Source organism: Arthrobacter sp. GQ119, assembly GCF_059759125.1.
Window position 1 is genome coordinate 86,842 of sequence record NZ_JCAXEA010000019.1, and the last position, 17,969, is coordinate 104,810.

General features: G+C 66.5%; 19 protein-coding genes. 10 read left to right on the forward strand and 9 right to left on the reverse strand.

The window, feature by feature from the left end:
- Nucleotides 1-627: a TetR/AcrR family transcriptional regulator gene (locus AC6CH3_RS17540; protein ID WP_498133624.1), complete on the reverse strand. Its 627-nt coding sequence runs from the start codon at nucleotides 625-627 to the stop codon at nucleotides 1-3.
- Between the two features lie 122 nt (nucleotides 628-749).
- Here AC6CH3_RS17540 and AC6CH3_RS17545 point away from each other — a divergent pair, with 122 nt between their 5' ends.
- Nucleotides 750-1,316 (forward strand): NAD(P)H-dependent oxidoreductase, encoded by a 567-nt coding sequence (locus AC6CH3_RS17545; protein WP_498133625.1) that lies wholly within the window; start codon nucleotides 750-752, stop codon nucleotides 1,314-1,316.
- A gap of 212 nt (nucleotides 1,317-1,528) precedes the next feature.
- Nucleotides 1,529-2,458, forward strand: a complete 930-nt coding sequence (locus tag AC6CH3_RS17550) for a GerMN domain-containing protein (protein WP_498133626.1) — start codon at nucleotides 1,529-1,531, stop codon at nucleotides 2,456-2,458.
- A gap of 57 nt (nucleotides 2,459-2,515) precedes the next feature.
- Here AC6CH3_RS17550 and AC6CH3_RS17555 read toward each other — a convergent pair whose 3' ends face one another.
- Nucleotides 2,516-3,385: an isocitrate lyase/PEP mutase family protein gene (locus AC6CH3_RS17555; RefSeq protein ID WP_498133627.1), complete on the reverse strand. Its 870-nt coding sequence runs from the start codon at nucleotides 3,383-3,385 to the stop codon at nucleotides 2,516-2,518.
- A 112-nt stretch (nucleotides 3,386-3,497) separates the two neighbouring features.
- Between AC6CH3_RS17555 and AC6CH3_RS17560 the strand changes: the two genes are divergently transcribed.
- The 3 genes from AC6CH3_RS17560 to AC6CH3_RS17570 all read left to right on the forward strand — a co-directional run bounded on the left by AC6CH3_RS17560 (nucleotide 3,498) and on the right by AC6CH3_RS17570 (nucleotide 6,086).
- Nucleotides 3,498-4,811: an aminotransferase-like domain-containing protein gene (locus tag AC6CH3_RS17560; RefSeq protein WP_498133628.1), complete on the forward strand. Its 1,314-nt coding sequence runs from the start codon at nucleotides 3,498-3,500 to the stop codon at nucleotides 4,809-4,811.
- A gap of 112 nt (nucleotides 4,812-4,923) precedes the next feature.
- Complete coding sequence (locus AC6CH3_RS17565; RefSeq protein ID WP_498133629.1) at nucleotides 4,924-5,355, forward strand: universal stress protein; 432 nt, start codon at nucleotides 4,924-4,926, stop codon at nucleotides 5,353-5,355.
- Between the two features lie 392 nt (nucleotides 5,356-5,747).
- A complete protein-coding gene (locus AC6CH3_RS17570; protein WP_498133630.1) occupies nucleotides 5,748-6,086 on the forward strand; it encodes a hypothetical protein in 339 nt (112 codons plus the stop codon).
- Nucleotides 6,087-6,143: 57 nt separating this feature from the next.
- Here AC6CH3_RS17570 and AC6CH3_RS17575 read toward each other — a convergent pair whose 3' ends face one another.
- From AC6CH3_RS17575 to AC6CH3_RS17595, 5 genes are all read right to left on the reverse strand, one after another.
- A complete protein-coding gene (locus tag AC6CH3_RS17575) occupies nucleotides 6,144-6,746 on the reverse strand; it encodes a phosphatase PAP2 family protein (protein ID WP_498133631.1) in 603 nt (200 codons plus the stop codon).
- 88 nt (nucleotides 6,747-6,834) lie between these two features.
- Complete coding sequence (locus AC6CH3_RS17580; RefSeq protein ID WP_498133632.1) at nucleotides 6,835-8,352, reverse strand: dihydrolipoamide acetyltransferase family protein; 1,518 nt, start codon at nucleotides 8,350-8,352, stop codon at nucleotides 6,835-6,837.
- A gap of 76 nt (nucleotides 8,353-8,428) precedes the next feature.
- On the reverse strand, nucleotides 8,429-9,409 hold the full coding sequence (locus AC6CH3_RS17585) for an alpha-ketoacid dehydrogenase subunit beta (protein WP_498133633.1): 981 nt from the start codon (nucleotides 9,407-9,409) through the stop codon (nucleotides 8,429-8,431).
- Nucleotides 9,409-10,641, reverse strand: coding sequence for a pyruvate dehydrogenase (acetyl-transferring) E1 component subunit alpha (gene pdhA / locus AC6CH3_RS17590; protein WP_498133634.1), 1,233 nt, complete (start codon nucleotides 10,639-10,641; stop codon nucleotides 9,409-9,411). The genes AC6CH3_RS17585 and pdhA overlap by 1 nt, the downstream gene beginning before the upstream one ends.
- A gap of 147 nt (nucleotides 10,642-10,788) precedes the next feature.
- Nucleotides 10,789-11,907, reverse strand: a complete 1,119-nt coding sequence (locus tag AC6CH3_RS17595) for a histidinol-phosphate transaminase (protein ID WP_498133635.1) — start codon at nucleotides 11,905-11,907, stop codon at nucleotides 10,789-10,791.
- Nucleotides 11,908-11,977: 70 nt separating this feature from the next.
- Between AC6CH3_RS17595 and AC6CH3_RS17600 the strand changes: the two genes are divergently transcribed.
- Nucleotides 11,978-12,406 (forward strand): phage holin family protein, encoded by a 429-nt coding sequence (locus AC6CH3_RS17600; protein ID WP_494033762.1) that lies wholly within the window; start codon nucleotides 11,978-11,980, stop codon nucleotides 12,404-12,406.
- Nucleotides 12,407-12,492: 86 nt separating this feature from the next.
- On the opposite strand, the gene AC6CH3_RS17605 is transcribed toward AC6CH3_RS17600, so the two are convergent.
- Nucleotides 12,493-13,968, reverse strand: coding sequence for a hypothetical protein (locus AC6CH3_RS17605; RefSeq protein ID WP_498133636.1), 1,476 nt, complete (start codon nucleotides 13,966-13,968; stop codon nucleotides 12,493-12,495).
- On the reverse strand, nucleotides 13,968-14,273 hold the full coding sequence (locus tag AC6CH3_RS17610; RefSeq protein WP_498133637.1) for a hypothetical protein: 306 nt from the start codon (nucleotides 14,271-14,273) through the stop codon (nucleotides 13,968-13,970). Before AC6CH3_RS17610 ends, AC6CH3_RS17605 begins: the two co-directional genes overlap by 1 nt.
- Before the next feature lie 186 nt (nucleotides 14,274-14,459).
- On the opposite strand from AC6CH3_RS17610, the gene purB reads away from it, so the two are divergent.
- The 4 genes from purB (at nucleotide 14,460) to AC6CH3_RS17630 (ending at nucleotide 17,870) form a co-directional block, all read left to right on the forward strand.
- Nucleotides 14,460-15,902: an adenylosuccinate lyase gene (gene purB, locus AC6CH3_RS17615; protein WP_498133638.1), complete on the forward strand. Its 1,443-nt coding sequence runs from the start codon at nucleotides 14,460-14,462 to the stop codon at nucleotides 15,900-15,902.
- A gap of 112 nt (nucleotides 15,903-16,014) precedes the next feature.
- Nucleotides 16,015-16,680: a histidine phosphatase family protein gene (locus AC6CH3_RS17620; RefSeq protein ID WP_498133639.1), complete on the forward strand. Its 666-nt coding sequence runs from the start codon at nucleotides 16,015-16,017 to the stop codon at nucleotides 16,678-16,680.
- A gap of 190 nt (nucleotides 16,681-16,870) precedes the next feature.
- The gene (locus AC6CH3_RS17625; RefSeq protein ID WP_498133640.1) at nucleotides 16,871-17,374 is read left to right on the forward strand and encodes a GNAT family N-acetyltransferase; all 504 of its coding nucleotides are present in this window, start codon (nucleotides 16,871-16,873) and stop codon (nucleotides 17,372-17,374) included.
- A 61-nt stretch (nucleotides 17,375-17,435) separates the two neighbouring features.
- Entirely contained in the window at nucleotides 17,436-17,870 is a 435-nt protein-coding gene (locus tag AC6CH3_RS17630; protein WP_498133641.1) for an acyl-CoA thioesterase, read from the forward strand.
- Nucleotides 17,871-17,969 lie beyond the last annotated feature (99 nt).

The following is a 17,969-nucleotide window of genomic DNA, read 5'->3' on the forward strand; positions in this document are numbered from 1 at the left end:
CTACTCCGGGATCCCGCCCTCCGCAGATCCGACCACGCGGGTGACCAGCTCGCGCCATGACTCCTCAAGCCGCTCCGGGGAAACGCCGTGCACGCGGACGGCGTGGAGCAGCCGTTCCGCATCCAGGGTGGCACTCAGCGACATGGCCATGAGCCACGGGTCCGCGTCGAAGCCGGCGGCGCGCAGCAGAAGCTCGATATGCCTGTGCCACAGCACCACGGCGGGAACCTCAAAGCGGTTGTACACAGAATGGTCGGCAGCCCGGGCGAGGTCGCCGTATTCCAGGATGTAGCCAATGCGGCCGGCGCCGAAGGCGATGAGCCGTTCCAGGGGAGGCGCCCCCGGGCCCAGGGGCGGAGGGCCGAACATGAACCGGCCCTGGAACTCGGCCTCGGCATCACTGAGCAGCGTCATCATGAGCCCGGCCCGGCTGCCGAAGCGGCGGAAGATTGTTCCCTTGCCCACGCCTGCCCGTTCCGCCAGTTTGTCCATGGTGAGGCCATCCGCGCCGCACTCCTCGATGAGCTGCCGGGCTGCACACAGCAGCAGTTCCCGGTTGCGGGCGGCGTCGCGGCGTTCCGGACCGGAACCGCCGGGCATTGCGGAGCGGATTGGGATGAGGCTCACACAAATCATTCTAGACCGGGGAATAATATCCGGACCGTAGTCCGTTTAGTATCGGTGAAGGCAAAAGACGCCTCGACAACCAGCCGCCGCGGACGCTCCGCGGCCTGACACTAGGAGTTCGCATGTCCAAGAACACCGTACTTGCCCTGGTCGGCAGCCTTCGCGCCGATTCCCACAACCGCAAGCTCGCCGAGGCCATCCAGCTCAACGCCCCGGAGGATCTCGAAATCGTCATCTACGAAAGCCTTGGCAACCTCCCCTTCTACAACGAGGACATTGACGTCGAGGGCCAGGTCCCGGAGGCCGCAGCCGCCCTTCGCGCCGCAGCGAATGACGCCGACGCCCTGCTGCTGGTCACCCCCGAACACAACGGAACCATGCCGGCGTCGCTCAAGAACGCCATTGACTGGCTGTCCCGCCCGTACGGCGCCGGTGCCCTTGTCGGCAAGCCCACCGCCGTCGTTGGCACCGCCTTCGGCCAGTTCGGCGGCGTCTGGGCCCAGGACGAGGCCCGCAAGGCTGCCGGCATCGCCGGCGCCCGCGTCCTCGAGGACGTCAAGCTCGCCGTTCCGGGCTCCATGGTCCGCTTCGCCGAGACCCACCCGAAGGACGACGCCGAGGTTGTCGAGCAGATCCAGGGCATCTTCGGCGCCCTCGCCGCCGCTGAGAAGGCAGAGGCCGCAGCCTAGCCCAAGCCGCCCCTATCCCCCGAGGCGCCCCTGGCAACTTGACAGTTGCCGGGGGCGTCGGCGTCCCGGGCGCGCACCCGCCCGGCGCCGTGCGGCGCAACCATTCCGTAACTGAGCTGCGGCCGAACTGTCACCGGCACTCAGTTCCACGCCGACTTCCACCGCACTACCGTTGATATACGGGACGCGCGAGCGGGAAGTGCGGTGCAGTCATGAAGACCAGTCAGTGCGGCAGGACGCTGACGACGGCGGCTGCTGCCCTGTGCCTGCTGCTTCCGCTGGGGCTGGGCTCCTGCGTGCCGGTCCCGGCCTCCCCGGGCGGGACCGTTGCCGAACAGGCTCCTGCCGGCGCGCCGGGCCTGGCCGCCCCTGACCCCCGACCTGCCCCTGCCCCGGCACCGGCACCGGCGGATGCCGCGCCTGGGGCCCCGGCGGCGGTTCCGGGCGGGGAACCGGCCCAGGGATCCGGCGCGGAGCCAGCGCTCGGGTCAGGCGTGGGCACGAATTCCGTCCCGCAGGACGTTGCGACCCCCGTCCCGCCCGCCGCCATGCCACCGGAACTGCCTGCGGAGTCGGGGTCCGCTGAGGGACCGGTTGCAGGATCCGCAGGCGGACCAGCCATGCACGAGGAGCCTGCAGTCGGGGCACCAGGCCCGCCTGCGCCGGGCACGGGAACTGAAGGTGCGGCAGCCGGACCTGCAGCGGGCTTCGGAACGGGCGGCGGCTCAGGCGGGGCGGCGGGAGTCCTCGCGGGCACGGCGGTGTACTACGTGGCCGTGGACGACGGCGGCAGTTCCGGTGTGCGCTTCGGCTGCAACGACAGCCTCGTCGCCGTGCGCCACACGGACCCCGCGATCCGCGAGCCGCTTCAGGCAGCCATGAGCCAGCTGCTGTCTGGAAGCGGGACACCGGCTGGACTGTACAACGCCCTGGGGCCCTCCGCGCTGAAGTACGTTTCCGGCTTCCTGGACGGGGAGACCGTGGTGGTCAGCTTAAGCGGCAAGGTTCAGCCCGGGGGCACCTGCGACATCCCACGGATAGAGGCCCAGCTGACCCACACGGCCGTGACGGCCGTCGGCGCCGTCCGGGCGGAGATTTACGTCGATGGCGTCCGGCTGGCGGACGTCCTGAGCCTGCGCTAGGCACACACCGGCTGATTCACCACCTGCGAGTCACTTACGTGCGTCACCAGGCGCGCGTCACTCACGTGCGTTGGCCCGGGTGAAGAGGGCGTCCATCTCGGCATGGCTGCGGGCTCCGGCCAGCTTGGACCAGTTGCCGTCGCCCAGGACTTCTGAAGCGACCCTGGACACCGTTGCATAAGCCGCCTTCGCGGTATTGCCGCCGATGCTGATCCGCCGCACGCCGGCGTCGTGCAGTTCCCCGGCTGAGGGGGCCCCCACGCCGGCCAGTGCGTTCAGCGGTGCCGGGATCCGGCGGGAGAGTTCGTGCAGGACATGCAGATCCGTCACGCCGGGGACGAAGATCCCGTCCGCCCCGGCCGCCAGGTATGCCGGGACCCGCCGCAGCGTTTCCTCGAATGCCGATTCCGGAAACCGTCCGGACAGGTAGGTGTCCGTCCTGGCGTTGATGAAAAGCCGCACCCCGTACTCCTCCGCCAGCCTCCTGACGGTCCCGATCCTGCGGGCCTGCTCCGCGACGTCGGTCAGCGGTTCACCCCCGGAGTCCTCGATATTCACTCCCACTGCCCCGGCTGCCAGGACCGCCGAGATGGTCTGCTCCAGCTGGGCATCGTCGAAGGCGCCGTCCCTGCCGGCGTACCCCGTTTCGATGTCGGCCGTCACTGGCAGGTCCGTCGCGGCCGCAATCCTGTTGAGCGCCGCCATGGCGAGGGCACGGGGAAGATGGTTGCCGTCCGGAAAGCCCAGGCTCCAGGAGATGGCTGAGCTGGACGTGGCCAGGGCCTGCGCACCGGCCTGCTCCACGAGCTTGGCCGAGGCCGCGTCCCACACATTCACCAGCACCAGCGGCACCGGCCCTTCCGCGTGGAGTTCCCGGAAGGCTGCGGCCTTGTCCGACTGGGCAGGAAGGGACTGGAACGTGGTCATGGCTCCATTCCATGCCCTCGGCGTGCCCGCGTAAAGGACCCGGGCTTCGACTAGTCCTATTTCGTGAACAACTGTTGCCTTCTTGGCAACAGTTGGCTGTATCCTAGGGACTGTGACCCACGAGACACTCGACGCCGCCGCGGCCGTCCTCCCCGCCGAAGCCATTGACGCGATTGAACGGGCGGCAACGTCCTCGCATCGACACGAAGGACTTTTTTCGGAGCGCGCCGCGAACATCAAGCAGTCGGCTGTCCGCGACGTCTTCGACATCTCGCTGCGCCCGGGGCTCGTCTCCCTGGCGGGCGGCAGCCCGTACCTCCAGTCGCTGCCCCTGCAGAGGCTGGGCCAGACCGCTGCGTCGATCATCGCCGAACAGGGCCTGACCGCCCTGCAGTATGGCAGCGGTCAGGGCACGGAAGAGCTTCGCAGGCAGGTCTGCGAGGTCATGGCCGCCGAGGGCATCCTGGACGCGCTGCCCGAAAACGTGGTGATCACCGCCGGCTCCCAGTCGGCCCAGGACGTGGCCACCAAGGTTTTCTGCAACCCCGGGGACGTCGTGCTCGTCGAGGAACCCACCTATGTGGGCGCGCTGAACACCTTTGAGGCGTACCAGGTCCAGGTTGAGGCAGCCGCAATGGACGACGACGGCCTGGTGCCTGAGCTTCTCGAGGCCAGGATCGCTGAACTCCAGAGCGCCGGGAAAAACATCAAGTTCCTCTACACGATCCCCAACTTCAACAATCCCTCGGGAATCACCCTGGCGCAGGAGCGGCGCCAGCGGATCGTCGACATCTGCCGCCGCGCCAACATCCTGGTGCTCGAGGACAACCCCTACGGCCTTCTCCGCTTTGAGGGGAAGCCACTGGAACCGCTGCGCGCCGCCAATCCGGACGATGTCATTTATATGGGGTCGTTTTCCAAGATCTTCGCGCCGGGGCTGCGCATCGGCTGGGCGCTCGTCCCCGCGCATTTGCAGCGCCGTTACTATCTGGCAGCCGAGGCCGTGACGCTGTGCCCGCCCACGCTGAACCAGATGCTGGTGTCGGCTTACCTCAGGGACTACGACTGGAAGGGCCAGATCGAAACGTACCGGGGACTGTACGCGGAACGCTGCCACGCCATGCTTGCCGCGCTGGAGAAGTACATGCCGGACGGGCTGACGTGGACACGGCCGGAGGGCGGCTTCTTCGTGTGGGTGACCCTTCCGGAGGGTGTGGATACGTACCCCCTGCTCCGCAAGGCGATCGATGCCGGCGTCGTCTTCATCCCGGGAGCTGCCTTCAGCCACTCGGCCGAACCTTCCAACAAGCTGCGCCTGGCCTTCAGCGCTGTGCCTCCGGACCGCATCGCCGAAGGTGTGCGCCGGCTCGCGCCGGTGCTAAAGGAAGCCATCGGGCCACAAGCCACAGGGCACCCGGCCGGTTGACCCGCGCTGCGTGTCGGGCCGGCGCTGTAGCCTAATGATGGACACCAGCCGGGCAGACGCAGGATGCGAACATGCAGCCCGCCCGGATGGCGCGAACGAAAGAGAGTGGATCATGAGTGGAATCATTGTTGTCGGCGTGGACGGCAGCGGCACAGCACGCAAGGCCGCAGAGGCGGCCCGGGACCTTGCAGTGGCGCTGGGGGCGACCCTGCACGTCGTGTCGGCTTTTGATACCGACCGGACCGAGGTTTACGGCAGCGGCACCGACAAATGGATCGTCTCCGATGCCGGCGCGGCCGAGAAAGTTGCCAAGGACGTTGCCGCAGGCCTCGCCGTCGCAGGGCTCACTGTGACCTACTCGGCGGCCCGCGGCAAGCCGGCCGAAGCCCTCGTCAAAGAGGCGGAACGCTCCGACGCGAGGATGATCGTTGTGGGCAACCGCCGCATGCACGGCCTGGGGCGCGTGCTGGGCAGCATCGCCAACAGCGTTGCCCACACTGCCTCCTGCGACGTCTACATCGCCAACACCTATGGGGCGGACTAGGCCAGGACAGGCACATCGTAGCGGGAGGCCGTGCCGGCGGGGCACGGTTATTCCCCTGACTTCCTCTGGGCCAGATCAGGCTGCTAACCCCTCAGGAGGCTTGGCAGCCGTTCTGATTGGCTGTGCGGCCGTTCTGCGACGCGGGTTCCGGCGGCTGGCTCCGGCACTGCAGGGTGCGGAGCCATCCGGCCGGGACTGTGCCGCAGTCGGTGAGGCGGGCACCCAGGTACTGAAGGGGACCAAGGGACCACGCCCGGCTTGACCTGCGTCACGCCTCCTGGTGGGCAGTCTCACCCGGCTTTCCGGGCATTGGCGTGTGGCCCCAACGGTAAAATTGATGGTGCCCCCGATGGTGCGGACAGCCCAGCACCTACCAGCGCCAGGATCTAAAAATGCTTACGCTTCAGCGACGCCAGCTCGTCGGCCACGACATCCTTCTTGCCCGCCACGGCAACCACATCTGTTCGATGCGGCTGGACCGCAGCGCGGGACGGGTCATCGCCCTGCTGGACGACGGCTCCGTGGACAGCGCGCCGAACCTCATCTCGCCGGACCTGCAGCTTCCTGAAACCATCCAGACCGTCCTGCGGAACGACTGGAAGTTCCTGGCCACCGTGTCCGGCTGCGTGGCCGGCCTCGCCGGCGTCATGATCGCCGCCGCATTCAGCCTCGCCGGCCTCTCTGCCGATCCCGCTTTGGCTGAACTGATGACCACGTACCCGGCGTACTAAACAGCTCTCCAACGCATGCTCGTGGCACGGACATCAGATCCCCGGTGACCTACGGGTTCAACGAGCGAGGATCATCAGCTCCCTCAGCAGCCACCACAATCCGGACGCCACACCGCCGCCAACCAGCACGCCCATCACAACCTCGGCCACGGTATGTGCGCGCAGCACCACACGGGACCAGCTGACGGCAGGGATCAGCAGCATCAGCGGAAGCCACGGCGGGCCCAGCATGAGGACGGCGATGCCCGTCGAGAGCGCGATCGCTCCTGCGTGCCCGCTGATTTTCCAGAAGAGGCTAATCACGGCAAGCAGGACCACGCTCCCGAAGATCGTCAGGACCATGACAATCACGCTGACTGGCGCGTTGACGACACTCAGAACGCCCAGGCCAGCCAGCAGCGACAGCATGGCCATGCCCATCACCGGTGCCCGCTGGCGGCGTTCACTGACGTGATGATCCGTGACCTTGCCCAGCCGCACCAGCAGCAACACGGCGGCGAACGGCAACACGCAGACAAACAGCACGGCCAGCGCACTGAACCAGATGGTCCCCGGGAAACCCGGTTCAATCACCGGGCTAAGCATCAGCAGCGCAGCCACGGTGACCGGCGGCTGGAAGACCGCCGAAAGGAACAGCGCCACGTGGTTGCGGATGACCATGACCGCTTGCTCTCGCCCCGCGCGGGGACCCTCCGTCATCCGGTGAACTGACGCCGCAGGCCGGGCTCCCGGCTGGTCAGGAACCCGATCAATCCAGCAGGAGGGCAGGCTCTTCAAGGATGGCGGCGACGTCAGCCATGAAGCGCGCGGACAGATCTCCGTCCACAACACGGTGGTCGAAGGACCCGCCGAGAGTCGTTATCCAGCGCGGAATGACCTCGCCGTCCAGTACCCAGGGTTTCTGCTTGATCGTGCCGAATGCCACGATGGCCACCTCGCCCGGATTGATGATGGGGGTTCCGGTGTCGATGCCGAGGGCACCGATATTCGTGATGGTCAGGGTGCCACCCTGCATCTGGGCAGGCTGGGTCTTGCCCGCACGCGCGGTGGTGGCGAGATCATTCAGGGCCAGCGCCAGCTCCTTGAGGGAGAGGTCCTGGGCATTCTTGATGTTCGGAACCATCAGGCCGCGCGGCGTGGCCGCAGCAATGCCCAGGTTCATGAAGTGCTTGACCTGGATCTCAGCCGAATCACCGCCGGGGTTGTCCACCCAGGTGGCGTTGACGCTGGGGTTCCGCGCCGCAGCCCAGATGACCGCCTTGGCCAGGATCAGAAGCGGGGAGACTTTGATGCCCTCGAAATCACGCGAGGCCTTCAGCCGCTTGACGAACTCCATGGTCCGGCTGGCGTCCACGTCCACGAAGATGCTGACGTGCGGCGCGGAAAAGGCAGAGTCCACCATCGCCTTGGCAGTGGCCTTGCGGACGCCCTTCACCGGGATCCGTTCGATCCGCTGCTCCTGTGGCCGGCCCGACCTTCCCCAGAACGTGTCCGCCTTGTCCAGCTCCGCGTCACGCTGGGCCTGGTAGCTGACCAGATCCTCCCTGGTCACCTCGCCGCGGGCGCCGGTGGGAATCACGTCGGCCAGATCGATTCCCAGGTCCCGGGCAATCTTGCGCACCGGCGGCTTGGCCAGCACCTTGTTCACCAGTCCGGTGATGGCGCCGCCCAGTGTGGGCTTCTCAGCGGCGGAACCGCTATATGAGCCCGTCGAAATCCCGGGCTCCGCCAGCGGGGCGGGACCGCCGGTCTCAACCGGCTCGGCCAGCGGGGCGGGACCGCCGGTCTCAACCGGCCCGGCCACAGACTGGGCGGAAGCCTTCCGCGGACGGCGCTTGACGGCGTCGGCCTTTGGGCCGGAACCCACCAGCGGACCGCCGGCCAGCCCGCCGGCCGCCGCGCCGCCGTCGGAAGCGGTTGGACCGGTGTGCGGGTGCTCGTGCAGTTTCCCGTACATGAGCGGCTCGGGCTCGCTCTCCTGCAAAGGGGGCAGCGGGACGTCGGCAGGAGTGGGATCTCCGGAGACGGCGTCGGAGACGCTGATGATGGCCGTGCCGACGTCGACCGTCACTCCCTCGGGAACCAGCAGTTCCGTGACGGTGCCGGCGAACGGGGAAGGCAGTTCGACGAGGGACTTGGCGGTCTCGATCTCGCAGAGGACATCGTTGATAGCCACCGTGTCGCCCGGCCTGACCTTCCAGGAAACGATCTCGGCCTCGGTCAGGCCTTCGCCCACGTCGGGAAGGTTGAACTTGTTAATCGTCATGGGGTCCTCGGGTTTCGAAAGCTCAGGCTGGCCGGCGCCCGGAGGCGACCGCAGGCATAAACGTCAGTGCGAAGCGTCAGTAGCTAAAAGCCCGGTCCAGCGCCTCAAGGATGCGGTCAATGTCCGGAAGGTAGTCCTCTTCCACCTTGGCCACGGGGTACGGCATGTGGAAGCCGCCCACGCGAATAACGGGGGCTTCGAGGAAGTGGAAGGCGCGCTCACCGATCCGGGCGGCGATTTCACCGCCGATGCCGCCGAACGTCGGAGCCTCGTGGGACACGATAAGCCTGCCGGTTTTCTTTACCGACGATTCGATCGTGTCGAAGTCGATGGGCGAAATGGAGCGGAGATCGATGACTTCGATACTGCGCCCGTCCTCCGCGGCGGCATTTGCCGCGGCGAGTGCCACGGGAACCAGCGGACCGTAGACCACCACGGTGGCGTCGGTGCCCTCCCGGACCACGTGGGCCTTGAAGGGGTCCTCGGCCAGTCCCGCCGTCGCCGTGTCCACCTCACCCTTGAGCCAGTAGCGGCGCTTGGGTTCGAAGACGATGACCGGGTCCTGGCAGTCCACGGCCTGCTGGATCATCCAGTAGGCATCGTGGGGGTTGGACGGGGTGATGATGCGAACGCCGGCGGTGTGTGCAAACAGTGCTTCCGGCGACTCCGAGTGGTGCTCAATCGATCCGATGCCGCCGCCGTACGGGATACGGATGACGACGGGGACCGTCAGGTTACCGTTGCTGCGCGAGTGCATCTTGGCGAGCTGCGTGGTGATCTGGTTGAAGCCCGGAAAGACGAAACCGTCGAACTGGATCTCACAGACCGGCAGGTAGCCCCGCAGCGCCAGGCCGATGGCCGTGCCGATGATTCCGGATTCGGCGAGCGGCGTATCAACGACGCGGTCCGCGCCGAACTCGCCGATCAGGCCATCCGTCACGCGGTAGACGCCGCCGAGGGGCCCGATGTCCTCGCCCATCAGCAGGGTCTTGGGGTTGTTGCTCAGCGTTGCGCGCAGGCCCTCGTTGATGGCCTTGGCAATGGTCATGGTGGTCATCAGTGGCCAGCTCCTTCTGCAGTGTCCTCGCCGGCGAAACCAGCGGTGTACTCCTCGAACCAGGCCAGTTCCTCCGCCACAAGCGGGTGCGCCTCGACATACGTGTTGGCAAAGGCCGTGCGGATGTCCGGGGTTTCCGAATCGTACGTGGACTTGCGGATGTAGGCTGCCAGCTCGTCGCCGTCAGCCGCCACCTTCTTGAAGAATGCATCATCGGCCATGTCCTCGGAGCGGAGGTACTTCTCCAGCCGCTCCAGCGGATCCTTGGCCCGCCACAGTGCTTCCTCGGAGGATTCGCGGTATTTCGTGGGGTCGTCAGCCGTGGTGTGCGCGCCGACGCGGTAGGTAAAGGCCTCGATCAGCACCGGCCCGTTGCCCTGCCGTGCGTGCTCCAGCGCCCACTCGGTGACGGCGTGCACGGCAATGACGTCGTTGCCGTCCACCCTGATGCCCGGGAAGCCGTAGCCCTTGGCCCGGTTGGACAGCGGGACGCGGGTTTGCACTGCGGTGGGCACGGAGATGGCCCAGTGGTTGTTCTGGCAGAAGAAGACCACGGGCGCCTTGTAGGACGATGCAAACACCATGGATTCGTGAACGTCGCCTTCGGAGCTGGCGCCGTCGCCGAAGTAGACCATGACGGCAGCCTTCGGCTCGGCGGTTCCGGACTGCGCCATGCCGTTGGCCTCCGCGAGGCGCTGGTCGCGCTGAATGCCCATGGCATAGCCGACGGCGTGGGGTGTCTGCGCAGCCAGGACCAGTGTGTACAGGTGGAAATTGGTGTCCTTGGGATTCCAGCCGCCATTGGAGATGCCCCTGAACTGCCGCAGGAGCTCGGCGAGGTCGACGTTCCGCGTGAGGGCTACACCGTGCTCGCGGTACGTGGGGAAGATGTAGTCCTGGGGCTGGCTGGCCCGCCCGGAGCCTATCTGCGCAGCCTCCTGGCCGGTCAGCGGAACCCATAGCGCCAGCTGGCCCTGGCGCTGGAGCGCGGTGGCCTCCTGGTCGAAGCGCCTGATCGCGGCCATGTCGGCATAAAAGCCGCGCAGCTTTTCCGCATCCAGCCGTTCGGCATACTCCGAAAACATGGCGTTGGTGCCGAGTTTGCCGTCCGGGCCAAGCAGCTGGACCATCTCGACCGGCGGCTCGCCCAGGGCAGCCTCGGCCTCGGCCTCTAGCTGGTCATCCACGTCTGTTCCGTCGAACTCAGTGGAGGGCAGATGTGTGGCGCCCATACCGTCTCCTTGCTTGCCGCATCCGGATGCGTTGCAATGTCGCTGGGATATATGCCCCATACGGAATGCATTCCACGTGGGGCATATATTTTGGCTTACTGTTCCTTACTTTATCCGGCGTAACTACCGCGGGGCAGTTGTTAACCGCTAGGAACGTCTCGGGGGTTTTGTATAAACCGCACAGAGCTCGAGGAAGCGGGTATTGGCCTCCACCTCGCCGATGCTGACCCGGACGCCCTCATTTCCGAAAGCACGTACCGAAAGCGCCCGCTCCCCCGCCAACTGGGCGAACTCGGCGCTGTTCCCGCCCAGATCCAGCCAGACGAAATTCCCCTGAGCCTCCGGAACGAACCAGCCCAGATCACGGAGACCGGCTGTCACGCGGTCCCGCTCATCCACCAGGCTTTGTACCCTTTCTACAACCTGACCGAAATTCTGGAGGGACACTACGGCGGCCTGTTCTGCGATCTGGGACACCGCGAAGGGTGTGGCGGCCACGCGCAGGTACTGCGTCAGTGCCGGCTGGGAGATGCTGTAGCCCACGCGCAACCCGGCGAGGCCGTGTGCCTTGGAGAAGGTCCGGAGCACCACGACGTTGGGGTATTTCCGGTACATCCGAATGCCGTCCACGGCGTCGTCCGCCCGTATGAATTCCTGGTAGGCCTCATCGATCACCACCACCACGTCCGCAGGCACCGCCTTGATGAACCGTTCCGTTTCCTCGGCCCTCAGGATCGGACCGGTGGGGTTGTTCGGCGTGCACAGCAGGATCACCTTGGTGCGCGTGGTCACGGCGGCCGCCATGGCCTCCAGATCGTGACGGCCGTCCGCTGTGAGGGGAATACGCACGCCCTCGGCGCCGGCCAGGCCTACGCAGATGGGATACGCCTCGAACGAACGCCAGGCATAGATCACTTCGTCAGCTTTGCCGTCGTCGTTCTGGCCGGCGAAGGCGCTCAGCAGCTGGTTGAGCGCCCCAAGGCTTCCTGCGCCCGTGACGATGTCCTCCGCCGGCACCTCCAGAAAGTCCGCGAGCGCGGTCCGGAGCTTGGTGCTCAGGGGGTCCGGGTAGCGGTTGAAGTCGCTCTGCGCAGCGATGGCCTCGGCTACGGCCCGAATCGGCGGCAGCGGGTTCTCGTTGGACGACAGCTTGTAGCTGGCCAGTCCGTCAACGGCGACGGGTGGCTTGCCTGCGGCATAGCGGGGCAGCCGGTCAACTACCGGCCTCGGCCTGACACCGCCAGCCATAGTCTCTGATGAAGTCATGCCAACTAGCCTACTTCGCGCATCCGCCGCAGGTGCGCCCGCATCCCGCGAGGTATGACAGCATGGGCGCATGCGTTCTTTCATCGTTCGGGTGCTCATCAACGGACTGGCACTGTGGATTGCCAGCTGGATTCTCCCCGGGCTGGACATCACCACTTCGGCCACGACCGACGCGGTGGCTAACGCCGGCGTCAGCCAGGGGACCGATGCTGCCGGCATAGTCCTGGCGTACCTCTTTGTCGGACTGATTTTCGGGCTGGTCAATGCTTTCGTGCGTCCAATCGTCAGCTTCCTTTCGCTGCCCATTACCATCCTCACCCTGGGGCTGTTCACGATCGTCATCAACGCGGCCATGCTGTACCTGACATCGTGGATCAGCAGCTACACACCTGTGGACTTCACGATTGACTCCTTCTTCTGGACTGCGGTGCTGGCGGCAATCATCATCACCATCGTTTCCCTGGTGGCCGACAGGATCCCGGGGGCACGCCACCGGTAATTGCAGGCTGCTGCCTGGCCGCCGCGTGGGGGCCGGCAGCCCTTTGCAGCCGCCGGCCGCTGCCACCCGTCCACTCCGAGACCCGGCTACCGGCCACCGGGCGGGCTGATGTCGGGCTGTTCCACAGGGCGGACGGGCACGCCTTGGCGCTCTGATTCCTGCGGCTTAGGGGTGCGGACCAGCTGGAAGCGTGTGGCCGTGGCCGCGCCGCCGGTACCCACGACCCCGGCGAGCACGCCCGTTGATGCCACGAGGGACGGATCGCTGCTTGCGGAGACCGCCCGGGCACCGGCTTCATAGTTCGTGAGCCTGTGGCCCGGACCGAGCCCCGGAGCCTCGCCAGAGGGCGTCAGCACCCGATTTTCGAGCGTGACGGTGACGCGGTCCCGGGTGTCCGGGTTGATTGCCCCCTCGCTCCCTGGAACCCAGTCCTGCCGGTGTTCCAGATGCAGGCTGCTGATGCCCGGCTCAGGATGGATTCCGCCTACGGGGGAGCCCGCGGTCAGCACGTACTTGAGGTCGTACTCCGCGAGGAATGCCTTGTCCTGGCTCAGGTTCATGGCATGGATCCCGCCCTGGCTGTAACCAACGGCGACCACCTGGGCGCCGGCCTCCGCCCCGGCCTCCTGCAGCGCTGACCGGATGGCGGCACTCGTATGCTCGGAGCCGTACCCGAATGCTTCGACGATTCCGGCCTCGTCGAACGGGTTGGGCCCGCCCGCGTCTCCTGGCTGCGTGCCGGGAACGATGACGACGAAGGCCTCGTGATCCCCGCTGCCCGTCCTGAGGATTTCAATTGTGCCCCGGCCGTCCTCATCAACGGACCGCGCCCTGGACAGGAGCCCGGCAGGGGAGGCATCGAGGACGACATCCGTGCTGCGACCTCCGCTGGCTTTTACGTCGCGCGGTTTGAGGTGGGGCGCCAGACCCTCAGCCAGCGCGCGGACAACGATAGGGATGCCCGAACCCTGCATCCCGGTCGCCGACGCCATGTGGATGGCCTCGGTCACCCGCTCGGGCCTCGCCCCCAGAAGTGCAAAAATGACCGGATAATTGCCTGCGAGCGCCTCTGTACTGTCCCTGTTCAGCAGCCGGCTGAGGTCAGGACTGTAGGGGTTAGGGAACCCTCCGAGGAGCAAATCCAGCATCTGCGGCAGCCACAGCTTCGGGGAGTCGGTGCCCAGGCGGAGGTTGGACAGGGTTCGCTGTTCGGCCCCCTCGTACTCCTGCAGACAGGCCTGCACCTGGCTTCCGATGTCCTGCAGTTCCTCCCGCACTTTCGCCACAGCACGCCGCCCTTCCCCCGTGGCGTTGAGCGCTTCGACCCCGCTGGATGGTGGATCGTTTTGGTATTGCCCCAGCTCCGCCCAGATCCTGTGCGCAGCGATCTCCACTGCCGCAAGGTCCCCCGCGAGGCCGTCCAGGCCCCGCACTCCAGCGTCCAGCTCCTCCAGCTGAAAGGCGATGCCCGCTACCCCGCCGCGGACCGAGAAATGGCCGTCCGGCTCCTGCTTCAGTGGCCGGAGCGGGCCGCCGCTCCCCCACGGGGTCACCTCAGCCATCAGTAGTCCCCTGTTCCGGTCCGCATCGACGACAACGACACGTTCCGGGCATGCCGGCGGATGACCTGGGCGGCCAGTTCCATACGCTCCTTCGCCCTCCGCAGGGCAGCTGCCTGCAGCCCGATACTCGCCCTGTACGCCGTGCCCGCAGGGGACTGCCAGTCCGCCAGCTGCAACTGCGAAAGCCGGGCCAGAACAGCATCGAGCTGCCCCGCACAATCGTCCACCCTCCCCGCCAGGAGCTGCACCTCAAACTGTCGCGACGAGCACGACGCCGCGTCCGCGGCGGTAATGCTGGCGCTCATTCAATTTCCCCTCTCGTTCCGGCCGGCGCTTTCTGCCTCTTGCGGACAAAACTAGGGCGCCCTGTCCCCCGCCGGAACACCCGCCGTCGGCTATGTGGACGGCTATCCAAAACGCAGGCTGGGGAGGACGAGTCACAAGGAACCGCGTGCTTCAGTGGGCAGCGGAGTTCATGAAAGAATCACCTCATGCCTGAAACTGCCGCCACAGCTGACACCCGTACGCCCTCCGGACGCCTGGCCCTTGCCGCGTCACCGGAACAGATCGCGCTCGGCCCGCTGGACGGCCGCTACCAGTCCGCCGTCGCGCCGCTCGTTGACTACCTGTCCGAGGCCGCCCTCAACCGTGACCGGGTCGCCGTCGAAGTGGAGTGGCTCATCCACCTGACCAGCAACAACGTCCTCCCGGGCGCCGGCCCGCTGACCTCAGACCAGCAGGAACAGCTCCGGGCGATCGTCTCCGAATTCGACGCCGCGTCCGTCTCCGAGCTGGCCGAAATCGAAGCCGTGACCGTCCACGACGTCAAGGCAGTGGAGTACTACATCGGCCGCCGCCTGCCCGCCATCGGCATCGAGCACCTGACGGCCATGGTGCACTTCGGCTGCACGTCCGAGGACATCAACAACCTCTCCTACGCGCTCGGGGTGAAGGGTGCTGTGGAGGACGTGTGGCTGCCGGCCGCACGCGCCCTCGTGGCCCAGATCAGCAAGATGGCCGAGGACAACCGCGCCGTCCCCATGCTGTCCCGCACCCACGGTCAGCCGGCCACGCCCACCACGCTGGGCAAGGAACTCGCCGTCATCGCGCACCGCCTCACGCGCCAGCTGGACCGCATCGCCAAGACCGAGTACCTCGGCAAGATCAACGGCGCAACCGGCACCTACGCCGCGCATGTGGCCTCGGTCCCGGGAGCCGACTGGCAGCAGGTCTCCAAGTCCTTCGTCGAGGGACTGGGCCTCACCTGGAACCCGCTGACCACGCAGATCGAAAGCCACGACTGGCAGGCCGAGCTGTACGCCGACGTCGCGCGCTTCAACCGGATCCTGCACAACGTCTGCACGGACATCTGGAGCTACATCTCCATAGGCTACTTCGCGCAGGTCCCGGTGGCGGGCGCCACGGGCTCCTCCACGATGCCGCACAAGGTCAACCCGATCCGTTTTGAAAACGCCGAGGCCAACCTGGAGATTTCCTCCGGGCTCCTGGACGTGCTGGGCTCCACGCTGGTCACCTCCCGTTGGCAGCGGGACCTCACGGATTCCTCGAGCCAGCGCAACATCGGGGTGGCGTTCGGCCACTCACTGCTGGCCATCTCCAACGTGGCCAAGGGCCTGGAGCGGCTCGACGTAGCGGAAAGCGTTCTCGCAGAAGACCTGGATACCAACTGGGAAGTCCTGGGTGAGGCAATCCAAATGGTCATGCGCGCCGAGGCGATTGCCGGAGTTGAGGGTATGGAGAACCCGTACGAGCGGCTCAAGGACCTCACCCGCGGGCAGCGCGTCGACGCCGCACGCATGCAGGAGTTCGTCCAGGGCCTGGGCCTCTCGCCGGAAGCGGAGGCGCGGTTGCTCGCGCTGACGCCCGGCAAGTACACGGGCATCGCGGACCGACTGGTCGATCATTTGAAGTAAAGGACGACGGCGGTGCCGGGCTTCGCTGTCCGGCGCCGCTTTCTTTCCCGGCCGCTTTTCGGGAAAGCGCCCGGACCCCTGGCTTCCCGACGATGACAAGGACATGTGAATCATGAGGCTGCTGCTCATCCGCCACGGCGAAACTCCCGGGAACGTGTTGGGGCAGCTGGACACCGCGCACCCGGGACCGGGGCTGACGCAGCTTGGAGAACGCCAGGCGGAAGCGTTGCCGAGGGCGCTCGTGAATGAGCCGATCCGTGCTCTGTACGCCTCAACGCTCCTCCGGACCCAGGTCACCGCTGCGCCGCTGGGGCGTGAGCTCGGCCTGGACGTGAAGGTGTTGGACGGGATCCATGAAATCGAGGCCGGCGCCCTGGAGAAGCTGACCGACCACGAGGCGCACCGGCGGTACATGACGACGGTCTTCGCCTGGAGCGGCGGTGATTTCGACCGCCGGATGCCTGCAGGGCCCGACGGGCACTCTTTCTTTGAGCGTTACGACGCTGCCATCGCCAAGGTGGCCGCCGCAGCTGACGACGCCGGCGCCGTCGCCGTCGTTAGCCACGGTGCCGCCATCCGCGTCTGGGCGGGCCTGCGGGCGGACAACATCGACATGCAATTTGCGGCAAGGCACGTGCTTGCCAACACCGGCATCGTGGCCCTGGAAGGGGATCCCGAGGCCGGCTGGACCCTCATCCACTGGGATGCCAGCCCGGTGGGCGGCCTTGCCCTGGCGGATCCGACCGCCGAAGACCCGATGGGGCGCTCCGCCGGGTAGCCGTACTGCCAGGCCGGCTGACTCTCGGGTACCGGACCTGAGGTTTTGTGCCCCCTGCAGTACTGTCTGGACAGTATTGTCGGGACATTGTCGGGAAAGTGTTCTCTGGACGCTTACGCACGGGAAACACAGTGGTAACCACGCCTCCTTACCGTTGATGTGCATAACCCTTCGGCGAATCGAGGCAGAGATGCAGACCAACCCCAGGCTCAACATCCGCAAAGTCAGCTGGTCCAACCCGGTGGGTGCCGACCTGCGGGCTGCCCAGCAGGCAGAGCTCGATGCACGCTTTGGCAGCACCGATCATGAGCCCGGGCCGAAGCCGTCTGAAGTGGACACCGCTGTCTTCCTCGTGGCCTACGACAAAGGGTCGGGCCAGCCCGTAGGTTGCGGGGGCCTGCGGCTGCTGGATGCCTCCACCGCCGAAATCAAGCGCCTCTATGTCCTGCCGTACACCCGTGGCTCTGGCGTAGCCAGCTCCATCCTTGCGGCCCTCGAGGCAGAGGCCTACGCCCAGGGCATCACCCGCGTCACGGCCGAGGCAGGCTCCGCCCAGCCCGACGGCAGGAACTTCTACGAGAACTCCGGCTTCGAACAGGTTCCCAACTTCGGTCCCTACATCGGCGTCGAGCACTCCTATTGCTACGCCAAGTCCATCAACGCCCGCAGCGCGGCGCACACGGCCATGGCCTGACCCGATCCGGGGCGTACGTCACACTCGGAACCGGCCGTCCGCCGTCGACTAATCTCGCAGTATGGCAACCGCAGACATAACTTTCCGCACCCGCAAGTGGGTCCGCCCCGAGGACCTCAACGCCAACGGCACGCTGTTCGGCGGGAGCCTGCTGAAGTGGATTGACGAGGAAGCGGCCATCTACGCCATCCTCCAGTTGGGCAATGGCCGGGCTGTCACGAAGTACATCTCGGAGATCAACTTCGTCAGCTCCGCTGTGCAGGGCGACCTGATCGAAATGGGCCTGACAGCCACCCGGTTCGGCCGCACGTCTCTGACCATGCGGGCCGAGGTCCGCAACATGATCACGCGCCAGAGCATCCTCACCATCGAGGAGATCGTGTTCGTGAACCTTAGCCTCAACGGCAAGCCCGAGCCGCACGGCTACACCGAGATCACCTACGACCGCGACCGCATTCCCACGCACCACCTCACCGAGACGCTCGCGCGGGACTAGACGATATGAAGTGAAACGGTTACCTGCCTGTCCGGGGCCGGTCCATTATCGCCGGGCCGGGTCCGGCAGCGCTGGCTTGATGTGATTCGGCTGCCCTGA